Source organism: Virgibacillus oceani (assembly GCF_014638995.1).
Classification (GTDB): Bacteria; Bacillota; Bacilli; order Bacillales; family Amphibacillaceae; genus Virgibacillus_E; species Virgibacillus_E oceani.
Genome location: NZ_BMFR01000001.1, coordinates 35,781 through 50,923, shown reverse-complemented (window position 1 = coordinate 50,923; position 15,143 = coordinate 35,781). Strand labels below are relative to the sequence as shown.

The following is a 15,143-nucleotide window of genomic DNA, read 5'->3' as shown; positions in this document are numbered from 1 at the left end:
TCCTTTCGCTACGCTCAAGGCACAACACCGCATGAAAATGAGGCGTTCCGCCTTTTATCTTTTGTTATAAAGTAGTAACCTGTTCTTTAAGGAGCCTGTATACACTACAAATCACGGGGAGGTGAGTAAGTGCATGGTCTCACTACATGACCTCGCATTTTTATATGTGTAGCTTGGCTTTTCAAGAACAACTAACTGTGACATAGAGCACGTAAACTTATCTTTGCATAAGCGACTCGTTTATAGAGAGCCTTGCAGTCAATGTACAGTTCTCCTTCAATAATGATTAGGAGGTACCTACCATGATGAAAATCGTTTATCCGAATTGCTGCGGAATTGACGTTCACAAAACTTTTGTGGTTGCAGTCATCGCAATTACGGATGATCAAGGGATCACCCAATATTATCGCCGTCGGTTTTCCACCTTCACCAATCAATTGAAGGAACTAAAAAAGTGGCTGGATTACTATTCCTGTTTTCACGTTTGTATGGAATCTACCGGTAAATACTGGATTCCCCTCTACAATATCCTTGAATCAGAACGTGACATTTGTTTGGCCCACCCAAAATATGTCAAGGCGATTCGTGGAAAGAAAACAGACAAAAAGGACGCCCAGTGGATTGCCGATTTATACAAACACGATCTAGTTGCTGGAAGTTTTATCCCGCCAGCGAAAATCCGCCAACTGCGTGATCTGTTTCGTTATTACAATAAGTTAACCTCTGTTCAAACGAGTGAAAAGAATCGGTTTCAAAATTCCTTGACTTGGTCGAATATCCAAATAGCTAGTGTTGTTTCCGATGTTTTCGGAAAAAGCGCTCAAAAGATTATCAAGAGCGTCCTAGATGACCCAAGTCAAATACCAGATATTGAAACCCTTGTTCACAAAAGTATGATCAAGAAAGTCGATCACCTGAAACTCTCTATAGAAGGCGAAATTAGTAACGAGCAAGCCGAGAAAATCCGGGTAATCAAAGCCCACTATGATGCTATTGTTCTTTGCAAGAATGATTTAGAACAACTTATCAAAGAACTGGCGCAGGAATATCAACCCCAAATCAAATTGATTCAGACGGTTCCCGGATTCAAAAAAGAATTAACATCCATCCGGTTGATTTCTGAAATTGGTGTTGATATGACAAAATTTCCTACATCAGGTCATCTTAGTTCTTGGGCAGGCGTTGTACCAGCAAATAATGAAAGTGCCGGTAAAAAACACTCCACCAAGATTTCCAAGGGTGGTCGATATCTTAAACCACTTTTGGTGCAAGTAGCCAATGCCGTTGTTCGTTCAGAAAAACATCCGGAGATCCGAAATAAATATCTTCAATTAAAGAAACGCCGAGGACATAAAAAAGCAATTATTGCGATTGCCCACCGTTTGTTGGTCGCAATTTATCATGTTCTTTTAAATAAAGAGCCTTATAATCCGGATTTATATCATGCGATCAACTATATCCCTCCAGAAAAGGAACTATCCGTGGAGGAGGCAATACAATTTGCAAAGAGTCACGGTTTTAAGATAGCCTAATTTTTTACGATTTTTAGTACCTTTATTTAGTATTGTCTTTTTTAAGTGCTCCAAGGCGAACTCCTACAACTAATGATTTTCAAACTTAATTACCTCCTTACACAATCAAGTAGTTTATAAGAAAAATATCGAGAAATTTTGCAGAAATTAAGATTCAATATTTTATTTCATACTGGTAAATGGTAATTGCTGATCATTTATGAATTTGGCATGATTTGTTTGAAATAACCTTCCAGTCTTTCCAGTGTTAATGCCCCTTCCACTTTCTCTACAATCTCCCCCTGTGGATTAATAAAATAACTACTTGGAATAGGGCCAATTTGATATAAATCCATCACTACATTCTTGTTATCGTGAACGACAGGAAACGTAAGATTATATTTGTCAATAAATCGATGTATAACGATTTCTGTAGCGTCTAAACTTACTGCAACTATTTCTATTCCCTTATCCTTATATTCTCGGTACAGCCCTTCCATATATGGCATTTCTCTTTCACATGGTTTGCAATATGTTGCCCAGAAGTTAAGCATCACACCCTTACCCTCCAGATCACTAAGCTGTATGGATTCTACATCATTATTTATGTTGATTTGTTTCAATTTAAAGTCTGGTGCATCGTCTCCAACCCCATAGATAACATTATCTTTTGTGAGATTATTGAATAATGCAAATACAACTGCTGCCAACAATATAGTTAAAATAGCACTTCGAATTAATAACCTCTTCCCTTTTTTCCTTTTTTTCCCTGACCTAATATCTTCTAACCCCATAGAATCAACTCCTTACTTAAAAATCTCCCTGTCAAACGTTCAATTAAAGGGCTACAAAGCCAATGTGTAATGTGATATTCTTTTTATATTATAAATTCTGTTTATGTAGAAACTGTGAAGATTAGAGGAAAAATAAATTGGCACAAATTTAACCCCCCACTGCTCTTAAACTTTGCCTTGGGGGGAATCACATATTTCATTATAAATTATATTAAGCTTTTAATAACTTTGCGTTGATTGCGACAATAACCGTACTTAGACTCATTAATACTGCTCCAACTGCTGGGCTTAGAACGATTCCAAATGGGGCCAAAACTCCTGCTGCTAGTGGAATCGCGACTATGTTATACCCTGTTGCCCACCAAAGATTTTGTACCATTTTTCTATATGTTCTTTTTGATAACTCGATTAAGGACACAACATCTTTCGGATTACTTTTAACAAGTACAACATCAGCCGTTTCCATAGCTACATCGGTTCCTGCACCAATGGCAATCCCTAAATCTGCTGTAGCTAATGCCGGGGCATCATTTACGCCATCCCCTGTCATTGCAACTTTCCAGCCTTTTCCCTTAATTTTCTTCACTTGATTTGCTTTATCATCGGGTAACACTTCTGCATAAACTTCATCAATTGCCATCTGCTTAGCTACCCAATTGGCAACTTTCTTATTATCTCCTGTCAGCATAATGGAATGAATCCCATTTTCTTTTAACGAAGCAATTGCTTCTTTAGCAGTTTCACGAACCATGTCAGCCAATGCAATCATGCCAATCAATTTATCTTCCAGCAAAACAAAAACAACCGTTTTGCCTTCCTCTGACATTTCACCAAAAATTTTTTGATCATATTCCATATCGTTATCATTCACATAACCCGGACTAACAACATTGACCTTTTTGCCATCTACTGTTCCTTCAATACCTTTGCCGGTTATCGATTCAAAATCGACAATTTTCTTTAGTTCAACACCTTTTTCCTTTGCAGCTTTGACAATTCCCGTTGCAAGAGGATGCTCGGAATTTTGTTCCAAGCTAGCAGCCCAACTTAAGACCTCTTTTTCCCCATAACCGTTATTTGGTACAATATTTGTTACACCGAATTCACCTTTTGTTAAGGTTCCTGTTTTATCAAACACGACTGCGTCAAGATTCCTTGCCCCTTCAAAATTAGCCCTATTCCGAATAAGCAATCCTTGTTTGGCAGAAATAGAAGTGGAAACAGCAATAACAAGTGGTGCAGCCAATCCAAGCGCATGTGGACAAGTTATAACCATTACAGTGACCATTCGTTCTAAAGCCACATCAAAGGAATAGCCAAGTAATATCCAAACGAACAACGTTATAAAGCCAGATGCCAATGCTAAATAAAATAGCCATTTTGCTGCTCGATTTGTAATATCCTGTGTTCTGGATTTTGATTCTTGTGCTTCCCTCACCAACGAAATGACTTGGGACAGGTACGAATCCTCGCCTGTTTTTTCAACCTGAATGGTAAGCGACCCCTCATTATTAATAGAACCTCCAATTACTTCATCGCCTTTATACTTTTCCACAGGGACAGATTCCCCAGTAAGCATCGATTCATCGATTGCTGATTTACCGTTCACTATTGTTCCGTCAACAGGGATTTTCTCGCCCGGTTTAACAAGTACTCGGTCATTATTTTTAAGGTCTCCTACTGGTATATCATGTATTTCATCGTTTTCGTCAAGTCTATGTGCTTCACTCGGCATCAGTTTAACAAGTTCTTCAAGCGCATTAGACGCACCCATTACGGATCGCATTTCAAGCCAATGTCCTAGCAGCATGATATCGATTAATGTTGCCAATTCCCAAAAGAAATCTTTTCCTTCTAGACCAAATACGGTCAGGGAACTATATACGTAAGCAACCAATATGGCAAGGCCAATAAGCGTCATCATCCCTGGATTTTTATCCTTTAATTCACTTATTCCGCCAGTGATGAATGGCCAGCCTCCATAAAAAAATATAAAAGTTGCAAGCGCAAATAAGATATACTTATCATTTGCAAATTGCCAATCCACTCCAATGAAATCTTGAATCATCGGAGACAATATCAGAATGGGTATCGTAATGATCAATGAAATATAAAACCGTTTCTTAAAGTCGTTAACCATATCACCATGATTGTGATGATTATGTCCACTGTGATTGTGTTCCCCATGATTTCCATGCTCATGGTGATGTTGGTGTTCATTTTGATCAAGATGGCCATGATTCTCGTGGTGATGATTGTGATTATGATGTTCATTTTTGTTATGAATATGTTTTTGATTTTCTTTATCGTCTGTTGACATTTATTTTCTCTCCTTTCACGAATTGTTTCTTATGTTTACATCAATGCTTTTTTCTTTAAGGAAATCGTTCTTTATTATACAATACCCATGTACAGTATTTTTTAATCCCAAAAATAGAACTATCTTAACTAAGATAATTCCCCGTTAATCTGTTAATAAGGAATGGTATGACACAATATAATTACCATTCAGTTCAGGAATGGTTAATCCATTTATACCCAAGCCCCCAAACCGTTTTGAAATGGTTATCAATCGGAAAACCTGCATTCCTAATTTTTTCTCTTATATTCCGTACGTGCGAATCAACAGTTCGTCCCTCAGTATCCGAATCGAATCCCCATATTAAGTCAATTAACTGCTCTCTTGTAAACACTTGATTAGGTTTTTTCAACAAGTACCCAATCATTGCAAATTCCTTTGGAGTTAGCTTAATTAATTGGTTTTTATAAGTCAGTTCATATCGATTTTCATTCCATAATAAACCATTTACCTCAATTCGGTTAGCGGGCTTTGTTCTACGCAATAGTGCTTCTATTCTAGCCAATAATTCGTTTTCATTAAAAGGTTTCGTAACATAATCATCTGCACCTAATTTTAAACCTTTAACAATGTCCTCATTCTGATCGCGAGCAGTCACCATAACAATTGGTACATCCGAAATTTGCCTAATCTCTTGGCACAGTTCCCATCCAGTCACTTCCGGCATCATAATATCAAGCAAAATGATATCAAAAGGTTCTTCTCCAATAATTGACAGAGCTTCATTAGCTCCTAACGCCTTTCTGCAACTATACTGGTGAGGTTCCAAATACAATGCTAACAAATCTAACATTCGTTTTTCGTCGTCAACTAAAAGGACTTTATTCATCAGTAGTCACCTCCCGCAATCTAATTATAACGCTTGTACCTTTGCTTTGTTCACTATTAATTACAATAGTTCCTTCGTGTGATTCTACAATTTCTTTTGCAATTGCGAGACCCAATCCTGTCCCACCACCTTGTCTTGAACGCGATTTTTCAACACGGTATAGGCGGTCAAATATATATGGTAAGTCTTCTTTGGGTATGCCTTCCCCATTATCACTGATTATAATACTGATATCATCATCTTTACGACTAACTTTAAGCAATACTTGACCACCAACAGAAGTGTATTTTCTTGCATTATCTAAAATATTTACCAAGACTTGTTGAAACCGTTCTGGATCGATAAAAACAATAATATTCTGTGGACAAACAACTGACAACGTGATGTTTTTTTCCTCGTATAATGGGCTAATACGATTTTCTACAGACTGGATCAATTTATACAATGTCACTTCTTCAGGCTTAATTATAAATTTATTTTCATCCATTTTGGCTAACTCAAACAAATTTTTAATTAGTACCGTTAATTGCTCCGTTTCTTCACGAATAATAGCCAAATATTCTTTCTTGTCTTCTTTAGATATACCTTGACGGCTGACTATATCAGCATATCCCTTAATGTAGGTTAATGGCGTCCGTAGCTCATGTGCAACATTTGCTAGGAATTCATTTCTTTCTGTTTTCACCCGCTCTAAATCATTTGATAATTTCGATATGGTGCTTGCCAATTCACCCAGTTCATCCTTACGACCCGTATGTAAGTCAACTTTAGTCGCTCCCGAACTTAATTGTTCTGTTGCCTTTTTCATTTTTATTAAAGGAATGGTAATAAACCTTGACAGAATAAATACAGTAACTATCGTCAGGAATATTGTTATAAGACCTACAACAATGAATTGATTGTTCAGCTGATCGACAATACTTTTAACATTACTCGTATTAGCAAACATATAGACATGGCCTTTATGTTCACCATTAATTGTGATTGGGCTTTCAGTAGCAATATATTCTTTTTGTTTCCATCTATCCTCTACAACCTTACCCTCTGTAGGTATTATGTTTCCCTCTGTATGTTTCATTACATTCAACATTTCTTGCTCAAGAGGATCTGACGCAACAATTACACTACCGGATTTATCAGTAATTACCACCACGTATTCGGATGTTGATTCCATTATTCCAACATGCTCTAAAGTAGATTGATTATAGTTGTCCTCCAAGACATCGCGATGCGTATTACCGCGAGCCAATATACTATCCATTACCTCGTCTATTCTATTATGAGCAAGATTTGTATAAAGAATAAAAAATAGAAATGACTCAATGACTAGAATAAAAACAAAAAATAGTAATCCGATTTTCAAAGAAAGTTTGTTAAACATTTTCCGCCTCTTCAACCAGTTAGTAGATTATTAACACCATTAATAATTCAAAAAACTTTTTTTCAATTTCTCTTTTCCTTAATGAAGCTTTACGCCTTCTTATTTCGCTCTGAGATTGATTTTAACCGACTGTTTTCTGACTCATCAATTGCACCATTTTTTAACCGTGTATTTAATATTTGCTGGGATTTCTTTTCGTTTCCCCCATTAACATAATTGATTACCAGCAAAATACCCAGTATCAGTAGACCCAGCCAAAAAATAATAAACATCCACAAAAATAAGCTGTTCCCGTCCATCAAATACATCCTTTTATCACCTTCAGTTGTTACTAATATACCCCATAATTATCAAGAAATTTTGCAGAATGCAGTAAATTAGATTGAACAGCGACTATTAATGCAATTCTATGCATTATAGGCAGGAACTTGTTAGGTGATATTTCAAGAATATTGAATGAGGGAAGAACAAAAAGTAATTACCAAAAAATGGCGTGCGGGATTTTTACAACCGCACGCCATTCAACAAAGTCGTTTTATGTTATCGAACACGTCTTACCAGTCCACTAAATCTGCTGCTCCACCAATTTGTATCCATATCAACGATTGCTACGCCTGTTGAACTTTGTGAACCAATGAATTTGCCGTTGCCGATATAAATTCCAACATGTCCATTCGGTTTATAAGTATTATAGAATACTAAATCACCTGGTTGGATCTCATTGATTGAAACCCGTTTACCTACATATTGTAATTGTGAAGTACTGGCAGGTACAGAGATTCCTCCTTGTGAAAATGCCCAAGCGATAAATCCAGAGCAATCAAATATTCCATTGCGAATATCAGAAGCTGTTCGCCCACCACCAAATACATAAACAGAATTTCCAATATACTTGTAACCTGCGTTAATCACTGTGCTTATATTACCGCTGACTTTTGATGCAGGTGCAGATGGTGCAGAATAGGATGATGAAGATTTCCTTGATCCTGAGCTTGAACTTGTACTATTTAATCCATTGTTTGCAGCCGTCATGCCTCGTTGAATTTCTGTCTCAAGTGCGGCAAGATTACTATCCTTACTTTGCAAATTCGCTTTCAGTGATTTCAATCTTTGCTCTTTCTCTTTCAATTCCTTTTTTGCTGCTTCGTTTTGTTTCTTTTGCTCTACAATAACACTTTGCATTTCTTCCAGTTCAGCTTTCATATCTTTTAATTCATCCAATTTATTCTGAACTGTATTTTGCTTTTCTTCAACTTTTGCCTTAGCTTTTTCCTGTTCTTCCATTAAATTAGCATCGGATTCTGTAATCGTGGAAATTGCTGAAACTCGGCTAATAAAATCACCAAAACTTTCAGAACCGAAAATCACTTCTAAAAAACCAATACTACCACCATTTTTTTGATAGGAAGCGACACGATCTTTCATAATTTCATAGCGTTCTTGAATTTCTTTTTCAAGCTTTACAATTTCAGCCTCTAATTTTTCAACTTCTTTTTTTGTACCAGTTATTTTATCTTCTGTTTCTTTCATTTGTTTATTATTTTCACCCAGAGCATAATCAACTCTAGCAATCATTTTATTTAACTCTTCCAATTCAACCAATACATCTGCAATTTTTTGTTCCGCATCTGATAGATTTACTTTGATCTCAGCGCGCTGATCCTTAATATCTGACATACTCTTTTGAGCATTTACCGTTGATCCAAAAAATGAACCGGTTAATCCAACTACCGCAACAGTCGAGATTGTTAATACTGTTTTTTTCAACCTTCTCGTCCCCGCTTCCTTTTTTACAACTGCTTATTTATCTAATTCAATTGCAGTTATGTGATTTTTCATATAATAAACTATGTAATCTATTAAACTTAAGCAATTCGTAGTATAACAAAGAAAAATAACACCCATGTAATATGGATGTTACAATTATGTTTCAAATACGACGATTCCCTTGTTTATTCGTTAAATTTTTTGCCACTAATCATCAAAAATCATACCAGTATAGTACTGATATTCTACATAAGAAAAATATCCTCCCATATTTATTTATTGAAACCAAATTAATAAATTCCAATTATCCTACTAAATTCTTATAGCTACTGCACACGTTGGTCTTGGTTAATACAAAAAATTAATTAGAAGTTCGAAAGTATTCGTGGGCCTCGGATATGACGTATTTGACTGTTCAGCTATTGTGATGGTGGTTTTGTACTGATTGTCGTATTGTTTATCTACTAATCATTGTAGGAGCAGCAGCTTTGGATTTAATTACCTAATTTGAAGTGCTATTTATGGGAGTTGCTAGTCTTTAGCAACTCCCTTTATATATTTTTGTAAAAATCAAGTGTGATTACTATTAGGTTACAATTTAATTTATATGATTTGAATTGCTCATTGGTTGATTTTCATTCATCATCTTATTTTGCATTGCATTCAATGGTGTAATTGCTGCAGTTTGTTCTGAAACAGACGCATTTGGTTGATTCATCCACCCCATTTGATCCATTAAATGCTCATACATGCCAGCTATAGTAGACTGCTGCAAGGCCATTTCAGAATGAAGTTTTTTTACCTGCTGATTTCTCATATTCTCAGATGAGTTAAAGTTTTCCTTAGCCATTGCACTAGCAGTAAAATGAGCGTCCACCGCAATATCTTGATCACTTACACCAAGGTTATTAGGAACCTTGTTATGAGACATCCCTACTCCATTCGGTATCGGAGGCAAACTGGCATTATTTTGTTTAGGATTAAGCAATTGATTCATTGCTTGGACATGATTTTTCATCATCAATATTTGCTTTTCCAAAATGGTGGTAATTTGTTGGTTTTGAGCATGTTCTACATATATTTCCAGTCGTTTTATTATGGCTTTATGTGCGGATAAATGATTAGCCATTAATCCTACATCCACTGTTTTTACTATCACTTGAATCCTCCTTCATAAGTTTTTTCTTTTATAGAATATCCATTGTGACTTAAATCATGCATCAATCTAATGCATTCATTATATTAAATACTTCATTTATTACACTAATACATAAACCACAAATTTGATATCAATGCTACTTTGCCTAAAAAGTTACAGGGGAAAATTCGATGCTTACATAGGTGAATTTTCTTGTTACTTGAAGGCAAATATCAATCTAAAAAACTTACAATTTAATTTAACGGAAAAGAAAACAAGTGATTTTAGAGATGAGTTAGATGAAAATTCCCAAATAATAATTTCAATTCTTATATGGTTTAAGAAGAGAAAAATAAAGTCTTTATGACAATGACATAGAATACTGCAAAATGCATTAATATAGATTCCAAATATACTAATAAGTCGGGATAAAAGGGCTACTTGGGGCCGTGTAGAGGATTGGTACAATAGGGTTTTCCATAACCGGATTGATGAACTTGTTCACTACTTTAAAGGGGTACGGCTAACTATACCCATTTGAGGTAGTGAATTTGAACGATTTTTATGAAATTTTAAGATATGTTTCCTCTATTTGAGACATGTGGCGAAACAGGGAAACGGGTAGACAACATGTAAAATTTGTGTTTCTTCGGTTAGCCTTCGCTATAACTGTCTAAAGAGGCTTTAAATCCAGCCACAAATGGAACAATTGTGTCATTACTTCATCTAGCTAAGATAGCGTGAGAAATGTCCCTTTTGGCACCGGTTCTTATCCGAAAGTGTGTGCCACCTTTATTAAAATATCTGTTTGATCAAATTAGCAATTTTATTGTATCGAATTATAGTCTCTATTGATCGTAACTATGAACCTGTTCAACGTAACCAACAATGGTTACTATAAACTATTACAAAATTCTCCTAACCGTATAAACATTGATATAAAGGCTTTCTTTATGGTTACCATATATAGTAACTGAATCTCTCAAACGTATATAATGATCATAATATTCAGCTGCAATTTTAACTTTTTTGCTACATATAACCCTATCTGTAGCCGATACTCTTAGCAAATTAAGTTTTTCTTCCCATCATTGCAAAAGGTATGCATAGGTTTCTACCAGAGGAAACCAATGTTAGTTACCATTGACCTTAATTCGTTACTTAAGATAGTTACTATCAATAGTAACTATCTCCATTTCCCTTGCCACTCTTAAATGGAAAAAGTATTGCACCAAATTGAATAGACAAATATACAGACACAGTTAACCACAATATGTTCATTTTGATGAATACCTAATAGCAACTTTTCTTACAAAATAACTTTGTAGAATAATCGATACAAGTCCATCTTTTATCAAATTTTGTCTAGCATCAATATATAGGAGTATAAAGTGAGTTATAAAGAAATGAGAAGCAAAGATAAAAATGCAGACGAAAAGTGGAATAGAAACAAAAATGGTGGAAGAAAAATAGAAAGCATTGATTTTGCAAATGGCCACAAGCGATAATGTCATTGCAAGAGAATGAATATACATAACATACCTTCTGCTACAATCACCTTCGTACATACCCTTTCCATCACAAACCGATCTGTTTTTGTATGATTCTCAGAATACACGATTTAACATCATCAAATGCTCTTATCCCGTCTTCTTCCCTTGTTCGCAAGTGATATTTCGTTAAGTTGTCATCCTTTAAATTCATATCATCAAGAATAACAATTATATCCGAATCATTTTGCGACTCCATATGCTGCTTAATCTCAAATTCACGATTGTACATTTTTTCGGTAACGTCTAATCTGTCTATGTATCCTTTTAACTTGTAGACCGTACAAAAAATATATTCCAATTCATTTCGTGAAAAATTGTATCGCCAATCACTAATAATGATAATAACTATTATTTCAAAAATATTTCTAAGGTCTGTTATTAATTGTTTTAAGTTTTCAACACATACAGAATCAAATTGTAACCCACTGTGTTGCTTAGATGAATTTGAAAACTTTGTTGTTAACACCCCATCAATGTCAATATAGATGTTGATAGATTTTGCCAATTACTCCACCCTCCTTGGTGCTTTAGATTTATGCAGTTCTCAATCAGTATTTACAAATGGCCATAATATACAAAATCCCTTCTGAATAAGTATATTATGGCTAACTCTTTATTGCATCCGATAATTGCTAGACAGATTTACCATTCGCCTTAGTAATCAAACTGTACATCTCCAGTATTTGCAAGATATCCCTTTGCCCTTAATCTCGCCTCTCGTTCTCTACTCTTGGAAGGACCTTTCTTTTGAAAATGCTTCTCTTTTTGTACATTTATATTCTGGTCTGCCATATTTTTTATTATTCCAATTGTATATGCTTCAATCTTATCCGGATGATTCTGGAGATGAACCCTCAATGCTGACTCAACCGTTTTAATCGGATAGTTCAATACATCATCTAGAAATTTGGCTATTACTCGTAATGACACCTTCTTGGAAGAACGTGCAAGTCTAACTATGTTTAGATAATCCATTAATATTAGTCTATCAATATTTAGTATTAAAGAATTTATGTCTGCTGCAAAATCAACAAAATTGGCTATTTCATCTTTATTATAAAACAGTAAATGTCCAATAGAATATTTTTCAACCAATTCAAGAAACAAACAGTTTTCTTTTTTGTTATATACATTCTGTTCAGAAATGCTGTTAAGAAATTCTGTTATAGTATTGCATTTTTCTTTGTTAGCCCGTTTGTTATCCTTTTTGGTATCCTCTTTGTTATCTGTTACTTCATAAGGGTCTGTATTGCCTTGTAATTCGGGATTCTCAGCATTACTCTGTTTGTTATTCGGATGTTGATACTGTTTGTTATCCTGTTTAGAATCTTCATATCTTAAAAAAGATGAGTCAGTTTTATAATTAGTGAGGTCTTGAAAAAAGGAATAGTTGTTAATTCGAATTTTTGTACCCCTCTTTTGGGAAAGCGTTTCTGCTACAATTAGTCCATGACCCTCTAGTCTACTAATTGCCCCTCTGATAATGCCATAGGTCCATCCTGTTAACTCTTCTAATTGTTTCTTTGATGTTATTAACTCACCTCTTTTGCAAAGTTTGTCATCTGCAAAATTTGCCCGTTCAAACAAAAATAAAAAAAGCATTTTGTCTCTAGGGTTTTCTATTTTCAATCTAGGTATTATCAGAAATCCTTTGGCTACTATTGTTTCATTACTCACTCTAGTTCATCCTTTCTTATGAAATTCACCTAAACATAATAGCCTCACTTATTTTATATTTTAAGATTTGGATAAGCATTTTTTTACAAAAGATCCTATTATACCCTTGACAATATAAAATCTATAAAAAAAACGGATCAACTATTAAAATAAGTTCTCCCACCGAGTATAATATTTAAAATTATCAAGGAGGTCTTCTATTTTGTTATCATTTAGAGCAGTATTTAATAATCACAAAAACAATTGTGTATGGGATGAGTTGGATGAGTTTGATCTAACATGGTATGACGATCCTTCTGATGCACCTTTTGAGCTCAATTATTTTGAGGAAGGAAGCAATTCACTTGTAGCTTGGACAGAACACTTAATTCGATTTCATGATTGGATTTTAGAGAATTATTCAAAAGGGTACACACTTTTTCAACTTACAATCAATATATATCGTGATCACGACCAAACACAAGATGAGATCCTATTCTCTATGTCACATTTTTGCGATAACTACAGCAATTCTATAAGTCTAATACAGGAGGCATTACGAAATTATTGCTGTGCAAATAACAGTGATTTAAAGTTCATAGACTATGTGTCATCTAATCTAAAACTATTTAACAGGCTAATAATTTTTCAAAACAATTGGTCTCATTTTTTGGTTAATGATTTAGCTCCTAATTTCGGAATTGATGAGATAAATCAACTAAAAGCACAAGCCAAATCACTGTTAAATTTTCCTTATAAACTTTATGCAACAAATGAATCAGAGAAAAGGGAAATTATTAAAAGTAGTGTTTCACTATTGAAGGAGTTTTTAAAATACTTTAATCACAGAATGGACAATGAAGTAAAAAGAGCGAAAGATTCAACACTACTCTTAATGACGGAACTAGAAAAAGTGACAACAGGTAATCTACCTTTCTAACTAGATCTAAAAAGGATAACAAGATGGTGGTGAAAGATAATGTATCTTCCTTCCTACGTTATCCTTTTTATATCTTATATTAATTTTTTGATCAGTTTTTCCACTCAATTTTTCCTTAAAAAACAAAAAGCCAAGACCAAAAACAAGATTGGCTTGGCTTAATTCCCTCATTTTACTTATTCTTACTAACTAATTTCTGCCCTAACTAGTAGGGTAATAGATCTTTTTTAATTAATTGACTAAATGTCATATCAATTGTTTGTTCTATTGATTTCTTATAACTATTCCTTTCATAACTGTCTAACTCTTTCAAATCATATGCTTTAATATCAGCAAAATGAATGAAGATCACGTTATGGTCCTCATGTTCATTTTGTTCCTGAAGCTCAATATACGGTTCCAAAAATTGATCCGCATCCTGATCATTAGAAATAACAAGGAAATGAATAAATTTGTCTTTTGTATTGCCATTATACTTCCTCCCCAGTATCCAGTGCTGACCTATATTTAACTTTGAATTCCAGACGGGATGAAATGTTAAATTACCTCCGACGAACAGAGGAAGTGACAAATACTCTTTCCTTACCCTTTCAGGTAAACCAGGTTGGTACACATGATCAAATCTGTTTCTTACCAAATTAAAATACCCAATAATAATTTGCTGTATATGAAGATGATTGTTTATTTGTTCAATTGTGTTTAACGGTGCAGAATAGCTCATCACAGCTTTGTCAGTAGCCCTTTTCAGTAAACTTTCTCCTTCTTGGCTGAGCAAAACCACGTATCTCTCTCCGATTTCTCCTACCTCAACCAGATGTGAGTGCCACAAATATGTTAAACGTTTATCATACGATTTAAAATCCAACTTGGCCTTATGAAAACCCACTAAATGTTCCAAAAATTGCTCAGCTGTAACCATTTTTTGGTGATGTAAAAATACTAAAGCCTGAATCTCATAATCGTATAATTGAACATTCTCACCTTTAACTTCATATGTTTTTAAAAAATTTTTGTTCATTGTTAATCCTCCATTTTGATAAAGTTTAATCTGAAACATGTTAACAGGTGATCTTACAAATTCGAACAGCTATTTCTTAAAAAGTTAAAACAAATGTTATTTAAATTCTTAATCACAAAAATGGGACAACATCCATTCATTCTAGTCCATTGAAGAATATGTATCATAATCCCAAAATTTCTGGGTAACCTACAAAA

The 15,143-nt window shown here is 34.5% G+C and carries 13 protein-coding genes; 3 read left to right on the top strand and 10 right to left on the bottom strand.

Annotated features, from left to right (window positions below):
* The first annotated feature begins 302 nt into the window (after nt 1–302).
* Nucleotides 303–1,532 carry an IS110 family RNA-guided transposase gene (locus IEV74_RS00265; protein WP_188453349.1) on the top strand — a complete coding sequence of 410 codons (1,230 nt, stop codon included), beginning with the start codon at nt 303–305 and terminating at the stop codon, nt 1,530–1,532.
* A gap of 197 nt (nt 1,533–1,729) precedes the next feature.
* On the opposite strand, the gene resA is transcribed toward IEV74_RS00265, so the two are convergent.
* The 6 genes from resA to IEV74_RS00235 form a co-directional block, all read right to left on the bottom strand.
* Nucleotides 1,730–2,305: a thiol-disulfide oxidoreductase ResA gene (gene resA / locus IEV74_RS00260; protein ID WP_188453348.1), complete on the bottom strand. Its 576-nt coding sequence runs from the start codon at nt 2,303–2,305 to the stop codon at nt 1,730–1,732.
* A gap of 211 nt (nt 2,306–2,516) precedes the next feature.
* Complete coding sequence (locus IEV74_RS00255) at nt 2,517–4,625, bottom strand: heavy metal translocating P-type ATPase (RefSeq protein ID WP_188453347.1); 2,109 nt, start codon at nt 4,623–4,625, stop codon at nt 2,517–2,519.
* 193 nt (nt 4,626–4,818) lie between these two features.
* Nucleotides 4,819–5,493 carry a response regulator transcription factor gene (locus IEV74_RS00250; protein ID WP_188453346.1) on the bottom strand — a complete coding sequence of 225 codons (675 nt, stop codon included), beginning with the start codon at nt 5,491–5,493 and terminating at the stop codon, nt 4,819–4,821.
* The gene (locus IEV74_RS00245; RefSeq protein WP_188453345.1) at nt 5,486–6,874 is read right to left on the bottom strand and encodes a sensor histidine kinase; all 1,389 of its coding nucleotides are present in this window, start codon (nt 6,872–6,874) and stop codon (nt 5,486–5,488) included. Before IEV74_RS00245 ends, IEV74_RS00250 begins: the two co-directional genes overlap by 8 nt.
* 89 nt (nt 6,875–6,963) lie before the next feature.
* On the bottom strand, nt 6,964–7,173 hold the full coding sequence (locus IEV74_RS00240; RefSeq protein WP_229683019.1) for an SHOCT domain-containing protein: 210 nt from the start codon (nt 7,171–7,173) through the stop codon (nt 6,964–6,966).
* Between the two features lie 241 nt (nt 7,174–7,414).
* Entirely contained in the window at nt 7,415–8,641 is a 1,227-nt protein-coding gene (locus IEV74_RS00235) for a coiled-coil domain-containing protein (protein ID WP_188453343.1), read from the bottom strand.
* Nucleotides 8,642–9,052: 411 nt separating this feature from the next.
* Between IEV74_RS00235 and IEV74_RS19975 the strand changes: the two genes are divergently transcribed.
* Complete coding sequence (locus IEV74_RS19975) at nt 9,053–9,109, top strand: YjcZ family sporulation protein (RefSeq protein WP_188453937.1); 57 nt, start codon at nt 9,053–9,055, stop codon at nt 9,107–9,109.
* A 130-nt stretch (nt 9,110–9,239) separates the two neighbouring features.
* On the opposite strand, the gene IEV74_RS00225 is transcribed toward IEV74_RS19975, so the two are convergent.
* The 3 genes from IEV74_RS00225 to IEV74_RS00215 form a co-directional block, all read right to left on the bottom strand.
* On the bottom strand, nt 9,240–9,800 hold the full coding sequence (locus IEV74_RS00225; protein WP_188453342.1) for a hypothetical protein: 561 nt from the start codon (nt 9,798–9,800) through the stop codon (nt 9,240–9,242).
* A 1,557-nt stretch (nt 9,801–11,357) separates the two neighbouring features.
* Nucleotides 11,358–11,837 carry an HAD domain-containing protein gene (locus IEV74_RS00220; protein ID WP_188453341.1) on the bottom strand — a complete coding sequence of 160 codons (480 nt, stop codon included), beginning with the start codon at nt 11,835–11,837 and terminating at the stop codon, nt 11,358–11,360.
* Nucleotides 11,838–11,986: 149 nt separating this feature from the next.
* Nucleotides 11,987–13,009 (bottom strand): hypothetical protein, encoded by a 1,023-nt coding sequence (locus IEV74_RS00215; protein WP_188453340.1) that lies wholly within the window; start codon nt 13,007–13,009, stop codon nt 11,987–11,989.
* A 202-nt stretch (nt 13,010–13,211) separates the two neighbouring features.
* Between IEV74_RS00215 and IEV74_RS00210 the strand changes: the two genes are divergently transcribed.
* Nucleotides 13,212–13,928: a hypothetical protein gene (locus IEV74_RS00210; RefSeq protein WP_188453339.1), complete on the top strand. Its 717-nt coding sequence runs from the start codon at nt 13,212–13,214 to the stop codon at nt 13,926–13,928.
* A gap of 205 nt (nt 13,929–14,133) precedes the next feature.
* On the opposite strand, the gene IEV74_RS00205 is transcribed toward IEV74_RS00210, so the two are convergent.
* Nucleotides 14,134–14,946, bottom strand: coding sequence for a hypothetical protein (locus IEV74_RS00205; protein WP_188453338.1), 813 nt, complete (start codon nt 14,944–14,946; stop codon nt 14,134–14,136).
* Between the last annotated feature and the right edge of the window lie 197 nt (nt 14,947–15,143).